The organism is Rhizobium sp. TAL182 (assembly GCF_002117725.1).
Lineage (GTDB): Bacteria > Pseudomonadota > Alphaproteobacteria > Rhizobiales > Rhizobiaceae > Rhizobium > Rhizobium esperanzae.
Genome location: NZ_CP021029.1, coordinates 111,447 through 127,378, shown reverse-complemented (window position 1 = coordinate 127,378; position 15,932 = coordinate 111,447). Strand labels below are relative to the sequence as shown.

Genomic DNA, 15,932 nt, shown 5'->3' with positions numbered 1-15,932 from the left:
CCGCGCCAGCGTCACAAACTGGGCCGTCAGTTTGTCGCCGCCGCTGGACGTGTCTCGGTCGAGCCGGCCGGTCGCAGTTGATTTTTTTTTAAATCAGACTACAGGAGAGGATGTTCTGGGATGCGGATGTCGGGCTCTTGCTTTAGGTAGGAAGAGACTGACGCGGCGGCAGAAGGGTCGACAAAAGCGCTATATCGCTAGAGGGTGGGGGCGCATCGCATTGCAGAATTATTTAGTTCTCTGAATCGAATTGCTGATGCCGCAACCGGAAAAATCATCCCTCAGATATAGCAGGCTGCTTTTCAGGATCGGTGGCATGCGCTTCGGCAAAGCGGTGTGATCGTCATGGATATTGCCGACGAGCGCGTAGATGAGCCGCGAAAGCGGGGGCGGCCGAAAGTCTCCAGCGACGAAGACAAGCGGACGCATATCGTTGAAGTCGCCCGCCGCGTTTTCGTAAAATATGGCTATGCCGGAAGCACGACCGCGGTCGTCGCCTCGGAGGCGGGTGTTTCCAAGCAGACGCTCTACAAGCTGTTTCAGAGCAAGGAAGAGCTGTTTGCCGCCGTGGTCGGCGCACACCGGCGCCTGATGCTCGACCTGCCGAGATCCGCTGAAGATATCCCGATCGCCGAGAGCCTCGAACGTATATTCATGATCGACATGGACGAGGAACTGGATGCGGAACGCGCCGGTTTCCTGCAGCTCGTCTTTCGGGAAGCGGCGCAATTTCCCGAGCTTATCGACATTCTCCAGCGCGAAGGCATACTCGCCAGCCGGCAGCATCTCGCTGACTGGCTCACCGATCGCCGGGCGGAGGGCAGGCTGTCGCTGGATGATCCGGAGAGCGGCGCCCGCATGCTGATGGATATGATCTTTGGCGGCATGGGCCCACCGGAAGGCCGCGTGCTGGCTTGGCCCGACCGGAGCCTGATGCTTGCCCATCTTCACCGCTGCATCGCGATCTTCGCCGCGGGCATCGGGGCCGCTTAGAGTGGAAGAGCGGCGCAGCAACTCTCGCTCTTTACACCGCCAATCTCTCGATTAAGTGCCTGCCGCTTGCCCTCGACCGCCGTCACCGGCCGATTTCGACTTCCAATTCCTGATTGTATTATTGATAGAACCATATGGTTCCATTAATTCGATTTCGCCATATTCACCTGGCCCCGCCTCTTTTCACCAAAGAACAGAAGCTTCAACCGCCGCTGATAGGCTTTCGCGCTACGTTGCCGTGTTGGAGCAATTTCAGCAAAAGTGCGTCGCGGTTGCGCGTCCGGAATTGCGGCTTCTCCGCCGATACGCTGCTCGCCGTGGCAACTAAAAAGCAGCGAAATGCGCCGACTGCATTTGTGGCGGGCTGAAGAAGACTCACCAGCCTCCGCTTTCGCTGAACTCGGAGTGCAGGGTCGTTCAGAGATATTTTGAGCACCCGAAAGTCGGCGAGAGGTTGTCCTGCTCCGCCGTCTGCGATGCTGGGTTGCAATCTCTGCGGACTTGAAAGCCACCTGCCGGCCCAGAGCGTGCAGGTCGAATATTCACTTCAGCAGCCCTGATCTCGCTTCGGTGTCTGCCGAGTAGCGCGCAGTGCGGCGACTTCATACTGCGCGTTTTTCGTCACAGCCCATTGACAATTCATCCGCAATGGCACTTGATACATCATTCCAGTAAAACAGACATGCGTCCATTATATTGGAATAATAGGAACTAATCACAAGGGGAACGCCATGACCATTTCCTTTCGCACCTGCGCGATGTCGCTGGCCGCCGCCGCGCTCATGTCCACGCCTGCACTGGCTGACGGCAGCAAGCTCGACGAAGTGCTGGCCCGCGGCCATCTTGTGCTCGGCACGGGCAGCACCAATGCGCCCTGGCATTTCAAGAGCGCGGACGACAAGCTTCAGGGCTTCGATGTCGACATGGGCCATATCGTCGCCAAGGCTCTGTTCGGCGATCCGGACAAGATCGAATTTGTCAACCAGTCGTCGGACGCCCGCATTCCGAACATCACCACCGATAAGGTCGATATCACCTGCCAGTTCATGACCGTTACGGGCGAACGCGCCCAGCAGGTCGCTTTCACCATTCCCTATTATCGTGAGGGCGTCGGCCTGATGCTCAAAGCGGATGGAAAATATGCCGATTATGCTGCGCTGAAGGCTGCCGGCTCCTCGGTCACCATATCGGTTCTCCAGAACGTCTATGCCGAAGCTATGGTGCACGCCGCATTGCCGGAGGCGACCGTCGACCAATACGAATCCGTCGACCTGATCTATCAGGCGCTGGAGTCGGGGCGCGCCGATGCCGCCGCCACGGACCAGTCGTCGCTCGCCTGGTACATGACGCAGAACCCGGGCCGCTACAAGGACGCCGGGTACGGCTGGAACCCACAGACCTATGCCTGCGCCGTCAAGCGAGGTGATCAGGACTGGCTGAACTTCGTCAACACCGCTCTTCACGAAGCGATGACTGGTGTCGAGTTCGATTTCTATGCCAAATCCTTCAAGACCTGGTTCGGCAAGGATCTGGCGCCGCCGCAGATCGGCTTCCCCGTCGAATTCAAGTAACCGCGATGCGGGGCGCGGGAGCGAGCTCCCGCTCCGCTGGAACAGGATGATCTTGGGTCCAGGTCGGGCTGAGATCCGAATCCGCTTCTGAATCGAATGGTTGGAGCATGACTTCGTCCGGGTCGCTCGTACATTCGGCGGCATGCTCCGGTCTGAAAGGACCCGTATGGGTTACACACTGAATTTCGCTGCCGTCTGGCGCAATTTCGACTTTCTTTTAAGCGGACTTGCCCTCAGCCTTGGCCTTGCCGTGATCTCGATCCTGATCGGGGCCGCAATCGGTCTTGTCGTGGCCTTTGCGCTGACGTCGAGGAGCCGCTTCGCGCTCGTGCCGGCGCGGGTCTATGTCACGGTCATTCGCAACCTGCCGATTCTCGTCCTCGTACTTTTCGCTTTCTTCGCACTGCCGCAGATGGGCTTGCGCCTCGACAAGATGAAAAGCTTCGTGCTGGTTCTTTCCCTCTATTCCGGCGCCTATCTGGCCGAGGTGTTCCGCGCCGGACTGCTGTCGATCCCGAGAGGATTGACGGAAGCCGGCCTCGCCATTGGCCTGACGCCAATACAGATCCGCAGCTCGATCATCGCTCCGTTGATGCTGCGCAACGTGCTGCCATCGCTCTCCTCGACGATCATCTCGCTCTTCAAGGACACCTCGCTCGCCGCCGCCATCGCCGTGCCCGAGCTGACCTTTGCCGCACGCAAGATCAATGTCGAGAGCTTCCGCGTCATCGAAACATGGATGGTTACATCAGCCCTTTATGTTGCGACCTGTTTCCTCATCGCTGCCTTGATGCGCCTCGTCGAGCGCCGTCTGGCCCTGCCGAGGTAATCCGATGTCTCACACCTTTCTCGAACAACTCTGGATCGCCCGCTATGTCATCGTGAACGGCATGGCCATGACCGTGTCGATCTCGCTGCTGGCCATTCTCGCCGGCTCCGTTCTCGGCGTATTTGTCGGCCTGGCGCTGGTTTACGGCGGCATCGTCTTACGTCTCCTCGTGCGTGCCTATACGGATATCATCCGCGGCACGCCGGTGCTCGTGCTCGTGCTGGCAAGCTATTACGTCTCGGCCGCGGTCGGTCTTGATCTCGGACCGTTCTCCGCCGGCGTCCTCGCCCTTGCCGTCTTCTGCTCTTCACATGTCGGCGAAATCGTGCGTGGAGCGCTTCAGGCGATCCCGAAAGGTCAGACCGAAGCCGCCAAGGCGATCGGCCTGACCTTTACCCAGACTTTCACTTCGGTACTGTGGCCGCAGGCCATGCGCCAATGCCTGCCGGCCTGGGTGAATACGGCGGCCGAGATGGTGAAGGCCTCGACGCTGCTCTCCGTCATCGGCGTCGCGGAGCTTCTCCTGCGCACGCAGGAGATCATTTCCCGCAATTTCATGAGCCTCCAGTTCTATTTTCTGGCCGGCGGTCTCTATTTCATCGTCAACTACGGCATCGAGCACTTCGGCAAATATGTCGAGCGCAAGACCGCCCTGCCGTCCTGAGGAGCCTATCGATGGCCAAGACCATTCTCGACATCAAGGGTCTGCGCAAGACTTACGGCATCCACGAAGTTCTCAAGGGCGTCGATTGCGCCGTGCAGGAGGGCGAGGTCATCTCCATCATCGGCTCCTCCGGCTCGGGCAAGACCACCTTGCTGCGCTGCGTCAACATGCTCGAGGAATTCCAGGGCGGCACGATCAGCCTCGACGGCGAGGAGATCGGCTATCACGTCGACGGCGCGACCCGGCGGCGCAAGAGCGAGAAGGAGATCGCGCGCCAGCGCGCCCTGACCGGCATGGCTTTTCAGCAGTTCAATCTCTTTCCGCATATGAGTGCGGCCGAAAACGTCATGCTCGGCCTCGTTAAGGTGAAGAAGATGACGAAGCCCGACGCCCGCATTATTGCTGAAAAATGGCTCGACCGGGTCGGCCTCGCCGCCCGTGCCAACCATTATCCCGGTCAGCTCTCCGGCGGCCAGCAACAGCGCGTCGCAATTGCCCGCGCGATCGCCATGTCGCCGCGGTTGATGCTGTTCGACGAGGTGACCTCCGCGCTCGACCCGGAACTGGTGGGCGAAGTGCTGCAGGTCATCAAGGGGCTTGCTGCCGACGGCATGACCATGCTGCTCGTCACTCATGAGATGCGTTTCGCCTACGAGGTTTCGTCCCGCGTGATCTTCATGAACCAGGGGGTCATCTGCGAGGAGGGCGATCCGAAGGAAATGTTCGTGCGTCCGAAGACCGAACGGTTGGCGGAATTTCTCAAGACCTCGAGCTTCAACTAAAAAGGCGATGGCCGGCTCGCCCCGTCAGATCGCCCGCGTCGCCTCAAGTCGGGCGGGGTCTTGAGCGGCGGCATCGGCCACGGGGCCAATGTCGGGGGAGGGGGAGCGGCTGCACAATTTACATTCAGTCTGCATTCCCGGCAGGCAAGTTTTCCACCAAAAATCCGGGACGGTTTGAAAAGTCTGAGGGCAGGGTTTTTGGCACGGGCTTTGCTTCCTGTCTTGTATGCAAGAGAGCCAGACATCCGAAACCACGCAGAAATCCATTGAAGCAACGATCGTCTCCGGGATCCTTTCTGCCAAGATTCGGCCGGGCACGCGTCTTGGCGAAAATCAGCTGGCGGCGCTCTTCGGTGTGTCCCGAACCCGCGTCCGTGAAGCGATGATGCGTCTGGAGACACGCGGCATCGTGCATGTCAGCCCCCGGCGCGGCTGGTTCGTCGTCGAGCCCTCCGCTGAGGATGCGATCGCCGTCTATGAGGCAAGGCGTGTCGTCGAGGCCGGATTGCTGCGCAGCATGGCCGTGCTGACAGAGGAGGGACGCAAGGCTCTCGACGCCCATCTGAATGAGGAGAGGAATGCCATGGCGGCGGGCGACCGCCAGCGGCTGACTTATTTGATGGGCGATTTCCATATCCGCATCGCGGAATGAGCGGGAACACGATCATCGTCGACATCCTGCGCGACCTGACCGCGAGGACGATCCTCATTTCGATGCTCTATCAATCCGAATTTCATGCGGCCCAGTCCCATGAGGGGCACTGCCGCATTTTCGAGGCGATGCAGACAGGTGATTTCGTCAGAGCTGCAGAGCTCTCCGTCGAACATCTTGACGAAGTGGAAATGGGCCTCGACCTGACGGCGCGGCCGGATCCGCTTTCGGATCTGCGCAAGTCCTTGTCGCTTCCGCCCAGGACCGCGTCCTCCACCTTCCAGCCGTCAGATCCAAAAATCACAACATCAAAGGAGCAATGAACACATGCTGACAAGACGGATCTTCTTCGCAATCGCGGCTCTCGCGGCGACCTTCGGCTTCAACTCCCCGTCTCATGCCGATGCTCTCGCCGATATTACGGCGCGCGGCACGCTGCGTGTCGCAGTCCCGCAGGATTTCCCGCCTTTCGGCAGCGTCGGCACCGATATGGCGCCGATGGGCTACGATATCGATATGGCCAATCTCATTGCTGAAAAGCTGGGCGTCAAAGCCGAACTCGTGCCGGTCACGAGCGCCAACCGCGTCCCCTATCTGCAGACGAATAAGGTCGATCTCGTGATATCGAGCCTCGGCAAGAATCCGGAGCGCGAAAAGGTGATCGATTTCTCGGTCGCCTACGCGCCCTTCTTCAACGGCGTGTTCGGGCCGGCCGATCTTTCGGTCGCCAAGGCGGAAGATCTCGCGGGCAAGAGCATCGGCGTCACGCGCGGCGCCGTGGAGGATCTCGAGCTGACGAAGATCGCGCCGGCCGATACGACGATCAAGCGTTACGAGGACAATAATGGCACCATCTCGGCCTTCCTGTCCGGCCAGGTCGACATCATTGCCACCGGCAACGTCGTGGCGGCCGCGATCCTCGCCAAAAATCCTCCCAAGCGCCCTGAGTTGAAGTTCCTCATCAAGAACTCGCCCTGCTTTATCGGCCTCAACAAGGAACAGTCAGCGCTTCTGGAGAAGGTGAACGGCATTGTCACTGCTGCCAAAGCCGATGGCAGCTTGAACGCCATATCGCAGAAGTGGCTCGGCGCCAATCTGCCGTCCGATCTCTAAGGAAACCCGGTCTCGCGCATGTCTTCTGCTGCCGCGGGATGACATGCGCTCCGTCACCGCAAGAGGGGACATTCCTTGAGCTACCATTTCGAATTCGGCTGGCTGCTTGAATATTATCCCGAAATCATCAAGGGCGTGCTGATCACCCTGGAGCTTATCGCGATCGGCGGTGTGCTCGGTATTTCGCTCGGCATCGTCTGCGCCTGGGTGCGGGCGCTCGGCCCGGTCTGGCTGAAGCCGGTCGTTGCGACCTATGTGGAACTGATCCGCAACACGCCGTTCCTGATCCAGCTTTTCTTCATCTTTTTCGGTCTGCCGTCGCTCGGCCTCCACCTTTCCGAATTGACAGCCGCCAACCTTGCGATGGTCGTCAACCTCGGCGCCTATAGCTGCGAGATCATTCGTGCGGGCATTCAAGCAACGCCGAAAGGCCAGTTCGAGGCGGGCGAGAGCCTCGCCATGACGCGCTTTGAGACTTTCCGCCATGTCGTGCTCGTGCCTTCGCTGCAGCGCATCTGGCCGGCGCTGTCGTCGCAAGTGGTCATCGTCATGCTCGGCTCGGCGGTCGTATCGCAGATCGCCGCCGAGGATCTGACCTTCGCCGCGAATTTCATCCAATCGCGAACCTTCCGAGCCTTCGAGGCCTACATCGTCTCGACATCACTCTATCTCGCGCTGGCGATCCTGCTCCGGCAGGTGCTGGGCCTGATCGGCTGGTTCATCTTCCCGAGGAGAGCAGCACGATGATCACGTTCACGCTTTGGGACATCCTGCGCAACCTGCTGCTCGCCACCCGCTGGACGATCCTTCTTTCGCTCGTCTCGTTCGTCGGCGGCAGTCTGGTCGGCCTGGGCCTGCTGTTCCTGCGCATCAGCAGGCGCAAGGCCGGCCGGGCATTTGCGAAATATTACATCGAGCTCTTCCAGGGCACGCCGCTGCTGATGCAGCTCTTCATCGCCTTTTTCGGTCTTGGCCTCTTCGGAATAGACGTGCCGGCCTGGCTTGCTGCGGGATTGGCGCTGATCCTGTGGAGCGCCGCCTTTCTCACCGAGATCTGGCGAGGCTGCGTCGAAGCGGTTGCGAATGGGCAATGGGAAGCTTCCGCCAGTCTCGGCATGGGGCGTCTGCAGCAGATGCGTTACGTCATCCTTCCGCAGGCCCCACTGCTGTCCGGTTTAAATTCGTTACCATTGGAGGCTCATCTGGTGGAGATGGTGTGGCGGAGTGGCGGTGGGTTGCAGCAGGCGGTCGATCCTGCGGCGGTGCATGAGATTGGCGCGCACCAGGCGGGCGAAAGCGAGCGGGCTTGTGACGGTGGTCTGGTCAGCCTTGGCCATCTGCAGCAGCAGGTAGGCGATCAGGGCAACGGCGATCTGGATGCGCACGGCATTCTCGCTGTTGCCGAGGAAATGGCGGATCTTCAGCGTCTGCTTGACCCAACGGAAGAACAGCTCGATCGCCCAACGGCGCTTGTAGAGCGCGGCGATCTCCTCTGCCGGGGCATCGAGATCGTTGGACAGGATGCGCAATATCTTGCCGGTTTCGATCTGCACGCAGATCTCCCGCACCGGCCCGCTCATCGGATTCCTGCGGCTTTTCGCCATGCGCTGCGGCAGGAGGCCGACCCGATCCGACATGATGGTTCCATCCGGGCTGACCGCTTTTTCCTCTGTGACGGCCAATCTGGTATGGGATTTGAGGCGCGTGACGATGCGGCAGCCGGCGGCATTGAGCTTCGCCCACCAGCCGAAATCGTAATAGCCGAGGTCGAAGACATAGGTGGCGCCCGCCTCGATCGGCATTACCTTGGCGGCGGTGATGTCGTTGACATTGGCCGGCGTCACCGCCGCATAGATCGGCCGTTCGGCATTGGCATCGTAGACGACGTGAACCTTGGCGCCGCAGGCCTGATCGGAAAAGCGTGCCCAGTCCGATCCCGCTCCGGAAAGGCGCAGACTGCTGCTGTCGATCAGATGGACCGCCTCGCCGACGGCCCGCTTGAGCCCACGCCCGGCGCGTGACACCATCTGCGCGAACAGCTCGGCGAAAACCGCACTCGAGCGCCGGCCATTGGCGTCGGCAAGGGTCGAGCGTGACACCGGTTGGGCGCCGAGATGGTAAAGACCGCTGCGGTGGCTTTGCAGGCCGCCGACGATTTCGCGCAGGCTGACAGCCCCGGAAAGCTGGCCGTAGAGCAGCGCGACCAATTGGCTCTTCGTCGACAGCCGCCGCACGTGCTTGTCGGCCTGATGCTCCTCCACAAGTCTTTCGAAGGCCGCCCACGGAATCCGCTTCAACAGATCATGAAAGACGCTATTCTGATGCCGCACGGTGTTGTTCCTCTTTCGTGTCCGGGATTGTCGCCAAACATCCGAATACGAGTAGAATCAACACCGTGCGCCATGTCCACCAAATTTAAACCGGACAGCCGTGCGCAGGCCCTGAGGATCGCCATACCGCCGACCGTCGGTTTCTCCGTTCAGATCATCAAGGGCACGGCGCTGACCTCGATCATCGGCTTCGTCGAATTGTCGAAGGCCGGCACCGTGGTCACCAACGCCACCTTCCAGCCTTTCGCCGTCTATGGGCTCGTGGCGCTCATCTATTTCGCCCTTTGCTGGCCCTTGTCGAAAAGCAGCCAGATCCTGGAGAGAAAACTCAATGTCGCTCATCGAAATCACTGACGTCCGCAAGAGCTACGGATCCAACGAAGTACTGAAAGGCATCAACCTGAATGTCGAGCCTGGCGAGGTCATCGCCATTATCGGCAAGAGCGGTTCGGGCAAATCGACCCTGCTTCGCTGCATCAATGGTCTTGAGACCATCACCAGCGGTTCCATCTCCGTGGCGGGCGCGCAACTCATCGATGACGAAGTCCATCTGAAGGCGCTGCGTCTCAAGGTCGGCATGATCTTTCAGCAATTCAATCTCTTCCCGCATCTGACTGCCGGCGGCAATGTCATGCTGTCGCAGACGGTGGTCAAAAAGACACCCAAGGCCGAAGCCGAGGCCGCCGCCCGCAGGATGCTGGAACGTGTGGGGCTGGGTCACCGGTTCGACGCCTATCCGGACGAGCTCTCGGGCGGGCAACAGCAGCGCGTCGCCATCGCCCGCGCGCTCGCCATGCAGCCGACCGCCCTTCTCTGCGATGAGATTACCTCGGCGCTCGATCCGGAACTGGTCGCCGAAGTTCTGGCTGTCGTGCGCGAACTTGCCGCCGAGGGCATGACGCTGCTGATGGTCACACACGAGATGAGGTTCGCCCGCGACGTCTGCAGCCGCGTCGTCTTCATGCATCAGGGCCGTGTCCATGAAGGAGGCCGGCCGGAGGATGTCTTCGCCAATCCGCAGACTGCCGAGCTCAGGCAGTTTCTCGGTGTCAACGCAGATTTGCCCGGCAAATCTGCAAGACTTTAGAATGCCGGATGCATTTATCGCTCGCCACAGCGAAGCGGTGCGGCCTCTATGCCGGGTATTTCTCTAGCCAGGATCAAAGGCGATCGGCTCGGACGTACCAATGGATATGCCTTCGCCAATCGCCTTTGCCCTGACGAAAACCTGCTCCGGCAGAGTGCTTCAAGCTAGCCCGAAAAGCTCAACTCAGTGGCTCAGCATTTCCTCGGCGATCCGCTTCCCACTCAGGTTTGAGGGGTAGTAGGTCGGCCAGTTGGTGACCTCATTCAGTAGCGCGGCGCGGTCATTGCCCCAATATAGATGGTAGTGGTCGGCCTTCTCTGGGGCGACGATGTGGTCGCTGAACTGGATGAACTGAGGTGCCGCGTCATCACCGGCGCTTTTTCTGAAGATGAAACGAACCCCTCGATTGCCTTTCTTGTAGGTGAGGGTTTCGTGCCCATCCGTCTCGTAGTCTCCGGTCACTGAGTCCCTGCCGCGGAAAAACGTAACCTTCTTTCCGCTGATGACGATCCGGTCGACGTCGGTCTTGTATCCCGTCTCGTAATAGGCACGATATTCCCCGGCGTTCTTGTCGCCATGTTTCGCCTTGTCGGCCATCACCGGATCCAAGGTTCCGTCGACAAGATAGGGGTAGACCGACTGCCAGTCGCCTTCCCAGTCCGACAGTTCACGCGCCTTTACCTGATCGTCATCGAAATACCCATCATACACCGACCCCTCTTTATCGTGGGTATGGCTGTGGTTGTGATTGTTTCCCGAGGATGTCTCAGCGCCTGCCATTCCTGCAAAAGTCAATGTTGCGGATACAGCCAGTGCGTAGCTGAGTGTTGTCATCGCCTTGTTCATTCACTGAAACCCTTTCGATTGGCCGACACGGCTTGTGCTAGTCTGTGATGTAATAACATTACAAACGCGAATTAGCGCGGTTTGATGGCAAGCGCAAGGCGGAAACCGCTGAGACGCATCGCTTGGGTCACCATGCACGACACCAAGTCAATTCAGGAGGCGCCCGTCGCTAGGCGCGGTCGGCGAGCGCGTGTTTGGACGGTCCAGTGACGGGATCACAGGAGGAACCGTCTTTTCCTCGTCGATCCGCTGCAGATCGCGCTCGCTCATCGCAATCAATCCCATCTGCAATCTCCCACGTCAGCAAATGCGGGGAGAGAGTGACATTCCTACTTTGCAGAAACAGGACATTCTAACTTTGCGGTGTGACTTCTAATGTAAATGCAACAAGGGCTTAAGGCTGCTACAGGGCAGGGAGATCAGCCCCCGATCCGACCGGCTGGGCCGGGTTGCAAGGGAGGAACGGGGGCGGGTGATGACGCTCCCCTTTGGCTTTAGCTTTCTCAGTAGCAATTGTTCCGTCGCCGGTTGATACTCGCTTGCACCTGCATGGGACGGGGTAGGGATCAAAGCCGCACGATGCTTCCGGAAATCAATCTGCACGGGGACGTCGATGTCGCCGCTCTGTCACCACTTGTTCGTGGCATGCTTCTTTCGATTGCCTATGCTGACGGTGAGGGTGGCATAGGATTGACGGCGACCGGCGCCATGAACCGCAAGTTCGTGCATTGGGCCGCTGTGCACTTCCTCTGGCCGGGCTTCACAGCCGAAGACCTCTACAGCATGAACAAGGTGCTCAATGAAAGCGACATGCCGCCGCTTTGGGTCGTGCGTGACATGACCCATCATCTGAAGCTTCTTCGCCGGAAAAAGGATGTGCTGCTGCCAACCAGACGCGGCCGGGAGTTTCTGGTGAACCCGCAAGCCTTCTTCGATCTGGTCGCCACGGATTATCTCTATTCGTATGTCCACGCCACCGAGCGGGAAGAGGAGGTCCGAGCGCGTTTACGCTGGTGGCGCATGTTCCTCAATCTTCTCAATATCAAGGCCAGAGAAGGTTGCACGCCAATGGAAGTTGTGAAGGTCCTCTATCCAGACCTGGCGCCTCTGTCGGACACCGAAATGACCATAGAAGCCTGGGAGTTGAAATCCGATCTTCGGTATGGCGTCTTCCAACGCTTATGCTGGCTCGGCTTGCTCTATGAGGCACGAGAGGGGCTCTCTCTTCTGCAGGATGGATCCTTCCACAAGACGCCACTTTGGGCAGCTTGCCTGCAGTTAGAGTCGGATACGCAAAGCGATATCGGCGTGCATTGACGATCTCTATCCTGCCGCTGGCTGCCTAATAACGCTTTCTCTCGCCGCGCAATCACCGCAGGATCATTCATAAAATCCGTCCTCCGCCCCGGCTTGCCGTCATTTGTTCACTTCACGCCTGAACACTTCAGCTGGGGTGTGGAAACCAAGGCATTTTCTGGGCGTACTGTTCAACCGATCGATCAGTAATCCTATCAATTCATCAGGAACTGACAGGACAGCAGTATCCCTCGGCAGGTAACGCCGAATCCGCCGATTCATGTTCTCGACGGAGCCTTTTTGCCAGGGCGCAGACGGATCGCAGAACCATGCATCGGTTCCCATTCCTTGCTTCAGTCGCCGCCAGGAGACGAATTCAAATCCGCGATCAAACGTCAAACTTTGCCGGGCATGCCTGGGCAGGGGGCTGAGCACGTTGATGAGCCGCTCCATGATCGGCTTGGACTGCCGGTCGTTGTTCTTGAACAGCATGGTGAACCGGCTCGTCCGCTCGACAATCGTTGCCACATTGGCATTGCCCTGAACCCTTTCGAAGATCATGAGATCGGCTTCCCAGTGACCGAATTCCTTGCGATCGTTGATGGCTTCCGGCCGATGTTTGATCGAACGCTCATCTGGAAAGACTGGATTCTGCGGCTTGCGAGCATATCGCGGCCGGCGCTTTCTCCGCCGTTCCGGTAGAAGCCGCGCGAGTTGCTGCCTTTGTCCTTCTGGTGAATAGACATATCGGTAGATCGTCTCGTGACAGACGCTTGCCTTGGCCGCTGGTTCGATCTTCAGTCGTCCAGCAATCTGTTCCGGTGACCAGCCGGATTCCAACTTTCCGATCACTTCGTTCCGCAGATCCTCGCGACGAAAGAGCTTGCCGATCCGCCGGCGCCTTTCGCGCGCCATGTCGTTGGCGGTCATCGCCCAGTAGCCCTCGGCATCGGGGAATTCCTGATCGTGCCAGTAGTTGCGTTTGATCTCCCGGGAGATGGTCGCACGGTCCCGGCCGAGGCGTCTGGCGATCTCAGACTGGCTAAACTTCTGATCCAACATCCTGGAAATCGATCGGCGTTCGTCAAAGCTCAAATGCGAAAAGGTACGGCTCAAACCATGGCTCCCGAAAGCAGGCAGCTTAGCGCCTTTGTTGCAGTTCGAGATAGAATGTGCCCGGCTACAGGCGAATCTGGCGTAAGATAGCTTATGGAACTCTCATAAGAGGCCTATCAAAATACGCCGAGCTAATCCGATGCTTCTAAATCCTGTAACCACGCCGGAATATCCTGCTTGGCGTGCAGAACCCGCCACACGTCGACCTGGTCGGCTCGTTCAAGATAGAAGATCACATAAGGAAAACCCTTCAGCGTCGCACAGCGCAGATCGGGCAGACCGAGTTCATATGAGTAGCGCAGTGAGCCCGATGCAGGATGCTCTGCGATCAAAGTATAGGTCGATTGCAGTGCATCGATGAAGCCTACCGCTATCTGCGCTCCCGCCACGCGAGCGTAATAGTCCACGGCATTCTCGACATCCCCGCGAGCCGAGTGGCGGGGGACGATAGGTTTTGCGGTCACTTGGAGCTTTGTTTCGTTGCGCGCTCGCGCAAGCTATCGAAATAGCTGGTATCGATGGGTTCGGTCGTCTCGGATGACGCGCCCTCGAGCAGAAGATTCCGCAACTGCTGCCGATCCTTGTCGCGACGGATCAGTTCGCGCACGTACTCGCTGCTCGTGCCATATCCTCGACCGGCGACCTGCTGGTCGACGAAGTGCTTCAGATTGTCCGGCAGCGAGATATTCATAGTGCTCATGGGACCAGGATAGCCAGCATGGCAAAATTTGGCAAGGTCTAGCCCGTTTCTCTCACAGCCGCGTTGATTTTGATTAGGGCAGTGGTGAGTTTTGGTAGTGGGAGGACGAACGATCCGAAACCTTGGTTGGCTTGCTCGGCGCGGTCTTCCGGGCGCGCTGCCGCGCCGGTCCGCCAGCGCTAACAAGATTATGTGCCGTATTGATCAGGCCGATGTGCGAGAAGGCCTGGGGAAAATTGCCGAGCAGGCGGCCCGTCGCGGCGTTATATTCCTCCGCGAGCAAGCCGAGATCGTTGCGGAGGTCGAGCAAGTGGTCGAACAACTCCCGGGCGTCATCCCCGCGGTTAGCAAGGACATAGGCGTCAGCCAACCAGAAGCTGCAGGCTAGAAATGCCCCTTCGCGGCCACCGACCCCGTCGTCGGTCTCATCGGTCGAGTAGCGCAGGACCAGCCCGCTCTGCAACAGATCCCGCTCAATCGCTGCGATCGTGCCGATGATACGCGGATCGTCGGGCGCCAGGAAACCGAGTTGCGGCATCAGTAGCAGGCTCGCATCGAGTGTATCCCCTCCGTAATATTGGACAAAACTGTTCTTTCCGGCATCGAAACCGTTAGTGCAGATATCGTCGTGAATCTGCTGGCGCAGCTCACGCCATTTGGCAATCGGTCCTTCGAGCCCGTATCTCTCGACGCCGATGACGGCTCGGTCGAAAGCAACCCAGGCCATCAAGCGAGAGTGGGTAAACGAGCGCGCCGGACCGCGCACTTCCCAAATTCCGCGGTCGGGAATATGCCATGCACTTTCCAAATGACGGAGCAGGACCTTTTGCAGCCGCCAAGCCTCGTCGCGCGGCTGAAGTTCGGCATCGCGTGCCGCATGGAGGGTGTCGATCAACTCGCCAAAAACGTCGATTTGCACCTGCTCAGCTGCCTTATTGCCGATCCTGACCGGACTACTTCTCTCAAATCCTTCCAGCCACGGCACCTCGACCTCGGGCAGCCAGCGCTCGCCCCCGATCCCGTACATGATCTGGAGTTGATCCGGAGAACCGGCGACTGCGCGAAGCAGCCATTGCCGCCAGTCTTCCGCTTCCTTGCGATATCCTGAATTCAACAGCGCGTAGAGCGTCAAGGCGGAATCACGCAGCCAGCAATAACGATAGTCCCAATTGCGCGTGCCTCCGATCTTCTCGGGAAGCGAGGTCGTGGGTGCGGCGACGATGGCGCCCGTCGGCGCGTAGATCAGCATCTTGAGCGTGATGAGCGAGCGGACCACCGGCTCGCGCCAAATGTCCGGCATGTCCTCAAAACTCCCCCTCTTGACCCATTCGCGCCACCAGATTGCTGTGCGTCCCAGCACCTCGCGGCGGTCAGCGACGAAGTGCGGCTTCTCGTTCGAAGCGTGGTAGGACAATGTCAGCGGTACGCTTTCACCTTCACTCACGCGGAAACGTGCGCAGGTCTTCATGTTGCGGCCTTCAATCGGCAAAGCAGTGTGCAGTTCAATCGCGTGAGGACCCGCGACCGCGCTCAGGCCATAATCCTTACGCCGCACCCAAGGTACTGCCTGGCCATTTTCGAACCTCAGAACGAGTTCCATATCCATTTCGACCGTGCCGGAGACACCCGTCACGATGCGGATCACGTCGAGTGTGCGATCCGTTTCGCTGATCGGCATGAAATCCGTAAGGGTAGCGGCACCGGTAGGCGTCTCGAACCGGGTTTCAAGAATTGCGGTGTCGGGAAGGTAGCGCCGGCTCGTTTTTACTCCCTTTCCGACGGGTGCGATCCGCCAACGGCCGTTGTCAGGGGTCCCGAGAACCGCTGCGAAGCAGGCAGGCGAGTCAAAGCGGGGGAGACATAGCCAATCGATTGATCCGTCCTTGCCCACAAGTGCTGCAGACAGCATATTGCCGATCAGACCGTAATCTTCGATGCGCCTGACCATGTCCT

The 15,932-nt window shown here is 59.1% G+C and carries 16 protein-coding genes and 3 pseudogenes; 12 read left to right on the top strand and 7 right to left on the bottom strand.

What is annotated here, in order from left to right; genetic code table 11:
• Positions 1-345 precede the first annotated feature (345 nt).
• From Tal182_RS29720 to Tal182_RS29680, 9 genes and pseudogenes are all read left to right on the top strand, one after another.
• Complete coding sequence (locus Tal182_RS29720) at positions 346-993, top strand: TetR/AcrR family transcriptional regulator (protein ID WP_064813181.1); 648 nt, start codon at positions 346-348, stop codon at positions 991-993.
• Between the two features lie 731 nt (positions 994-1,724).
• On the top strand, positions 1,725-2,564 hold the full coding sequence (locus Tal182_RS29715; protein WP_085861844.1) for a transporter substrate-binding domain-containing protein: 840 nt from the start codon (positions 1,725-1,727) through the stop codon (positions 2,562-2,564).
• Positions 2,565-2,730: 166 nt separating this feature from the next.
• A complete protein-coding gene (locus Tal182_RS29710; RefSeq protein ID WP_085861843.1) occupies positions 2,731-3,393 on the top strand; it encodes an amino acid ABC transporter permease in 663 nt (220 codons plus the stop codon).
• 4 nt (positions 3,394-3,397) lie between these two features.
• Complete coding sequence (locus Tal182_RS29705) at positions 3,398-4,057, top strand: amino acid ABC transporter permease (protein ID WP_064812526.1); 660 nt, start codon at positions 3,398-3,400, stop codon at positions 4,055-4,057.
• A gap of 11 nt (positions 4,058-4,068) precedes the next feature.
• Complete coding sequence (locus Tal182_RS29700) at positions 4,069-4,839, top strand: amino acid ABC transporter ATP-binding protein (RefSeq protein WP_064807421.1); 771 nt, start codon at positions 4,069-4,071, stop codon at positions 4,837-4,839.
• Positions 4,840-5,065: 226 nt separating this feature from the next.
• Positions 5,066-5,814, top strand: a pseudogene (locus Tal182_RS29695) (GntR family transcriptional regulator).
• Positions 5,815-5,818: 4 nt separating this feature from the next.
• Positions 5,819-6,604, top strand: coding sequence for a transporter substrate-binding domain-containing protein (locus tag Tal182_RS29690; protein ID WP_085861842.1), 786 nt, complete (start codon positions 5,819-5,821; stop codon positions 6,602-6,604).
• A gap of 75 nt (positions 6,605-6,679) precedes the next feature.
• Positions 6,680-7,351 (top strand): amino acid ABC transporter permease, encoded by a 672-nt coding sequence (locus Tal182_RS29685; RefSeq protein ID WP_085861841.1) that lies wholly within the window; start codon positions 6,680-6,682, stop codon positions 7,349-7,351.
• Positions 7,348-7,764, top strand: a pseudogene (locus tag Tal182_RS29680) (ABC transporter permease subunit); the annotation flags it as partial. The gene Tal182_RS29685 and the pseudogene Tal182_RS29680, both read left to right, overlap by 4 nt.
• 24 nt (positions 7,765-7,788) lie before the next feature.
• On the opposite strand, the gene Tal182_RS29675 reads toward Tal182_RS29680, so the two are convergent.
• Entirely contained in the window at positions 7,789-8,934 is a 1,146-nt protein-coding gene (locus tag Tal182_RS29675; protein WP_085858327.1) for an IS4 family transposase, read from the bottom strand.
• Between the two features lie 105 nt (positions 8,935-9,039).
• On the opposite strand from Tal182_RS29675, the pseudogene Tal182_RS29670 reads away from it, so the two are divergent.
• Positions 9,040-9,288: pseudogene (locus Tal182_RS29670) on the top strand (amino acid ABC transporter permease); the annotation flags it as partial.
• A complete protein-coding gene (locus tag Tal182_RS29665; protein WP_085861840.1) occupies positions 9,266-10,021 on the top strand; it encodes an amino acid ABC transporter ATP-binding protein in 756 nt (251 codons plus the stop codon). The pseudogene Tal182_RS29670 and the gene Tal182_RS29665, both read left to right, overlap by 23 nt.
• A 183-nt stretch (positions 10,022-10,204) precedes the next feature.
• On the opposite strand, the gene Tal182_RS29660 is transcribed toward Tal182_RS29665, so the two are convergent.
• Positions 10,205-10,867 carry a metal-binding protein ZinT gene (locus Tal182_RS29660; protein WP_085861839.1) on the bottom strand — a complete coding sequence of 221 codons (663 nt, stop codon included), beginning with the start codon at positions 10,865-10,867 and terminating at the stop codon, positions 10,205-10,207.
• A gap of 147 nt (positions 10,868-11,014) precedes the next feature.
• Positions 11,015-11,152, bottom strand: coding sequence for a hypothetical protein (locus Tal182_RS32495; RefSeq protein ID WP_164517832.1), 138 nt, complete (start codon positions 11,150-11,152; stop codon positions 11,015-11,017).
• Between the two features lie 294 nt (positions 11,153-11,446).
• Here Tal182_RS32495 and Tal182_RS29655 point away from each other — a divergent pair, with 294 nt between their 5' ends.
• Complete coding sequence (locus tag Tal182_RS29655) at positions 11,447-12,184, top strand: hypothetical protein (RefSeq protein WP_085859525.1); 738 nt, start codon at positions 11,447-11,449, stop codon at positions 12,182-12,184.
• Positions 12,185-12,283: 99 nt separating this feature from the next.
• Here Tal182_RS29655 and Tal182_RS29650 read toward each other — a convergent pair whose 3' ends face one another.
• From Tal182_RS29650 to Tal182_RS29635, 4 genes are all read right to left on the bottom strand, one after another.
• Positions 12,284-13,279: an IS30 family transposase gene (locus Tal182_RS29650; protein WP_085859526.1), complete on the bottom strand. Its 996-nt coding sequence runs from the start codon at positions 13,277-13,279 to the stop codon at positions 12,284-12,286.
• 131 nt (positions 13,280-13,410) lie between these two features.
• Entirely contained in the window at positions 13,411-13,743 is a 333-nt protein-coding gene (locus tag Tal182_RS29645) for a type II toxin-antitoxin system RelE/ParE family toxin (RefSeq protein ID WP_085861838.1), read from the bottom strand.
• Positions 13,740-13,979: a type II toxin-antitoxin system ParD family antitoxin gene (locus tag Tal182_RS29640; protein WP_064807406.1), complete on the bottom strand. Its 240-nt coding sequence runs from the start codon at positions 13,977-13,979 to the stop codon at positions 13,740-13,742. The genes Tal182_RS29645 and Tal182_RS29640 overlap by 4 nt, the downstream gene beginning before the upstream one ends.
• A gap of 73 nt (positions 13,980-14,052) precedes the next feature.
• On the bottom strand, positions 14,053-15,927 hold the full coding sequence (locus Tal182_RS29635; RefSeq protein ID WP_085861837.1) for a glycoside hydrolase family 15 protein: 1,875 nt from the start codon (positions 15,925-15,927) through the stop codon (positions 14,053-14,055).
• Positions 15,928-15,932: the final 5 nt, after the last annotated feature.

Coding starts and splice junctions, on each gene's coding strand:
- Tal182_RS29720 (WP_064813181.1), top strand. CDS start 346: ATGGATATTGCCGACGAGCGCGTAGATGAGCCGCGAAAGCGGGGGCGG.
- Tal182_RS29715 (WP_085861844.1), top strand. CDS start 1,725: ATGACCATTTCCTTTCGCACCTGCGCGATGTCGCTGGCCGCCGCCGCG.
- Tal182_RS29710 (WP_085861843.1), top strand. CDS start 2,731: ATGGGTTACACACTGAATTTCGCTGCCGTCTGGCGCAATTTCGACTTT.
- Tal182_RS29705 (WP_064812526.1), top strand. CDS start 3,398: ATGTCTCACACCTTTCTCGAACAACTCTGGATCGCCCGCTATGTCATC.
- Tal182_RS29700 (WP_064807421.1), top strand. CDS start 4,069: ATGGCCAAGACCATTCTCGACATCAAGGGTCTGCGCAAGACTTACGGC.
- Tal182_RS29690 (WP_085861842.1), top strand. CDS start 5,819: ATGCTGACAAGACGGATCTTCTTCGCAATCGCGGCTCTCGCGGCGACC.
- Tal182_RS29665 (WP_085861840.1), top strand. CDS start 9,266: ATGTCGCTCATCGAAATCACTGACGTCCGCAAGAGCTACGGATCCAAC.
- Tal182_RS29660 (WP_085861839.1), bottom strand. CDS start 10,867: ATGAACAAGGCGATGACAACACTCAGCTACGCACTGGCTGTATCCGCA.
- Tal182_RS32495 (WP_164517832.1), bottom strand. CDS start 11,152: ATGGGATTGATTGCGATGAGCGAGCGCGATCTGCAGCGGATCGACGAG.
- Tal182_RS29655 (WP_085859525.1), top strand. CDS start 11,447: ATGCTTCCGGAAATCAATCTGCACGGGGACGTCGATGTCGCCGCTCTG.
- Tal182_RS29640 (WP_064807406.1), bottom strand. CDS start 13,979: ATGAGCACTATGAATATCTCGCTGCCGGACAATCTGAAGCACTTCGTC.
- Tal182_RS29635 (WP_085861837.1), bottom strand. CDS start 15,927: ATGGTCAGGCGCATCGAAGATTACGGTCTGATCGGCAATATGCTGTCT.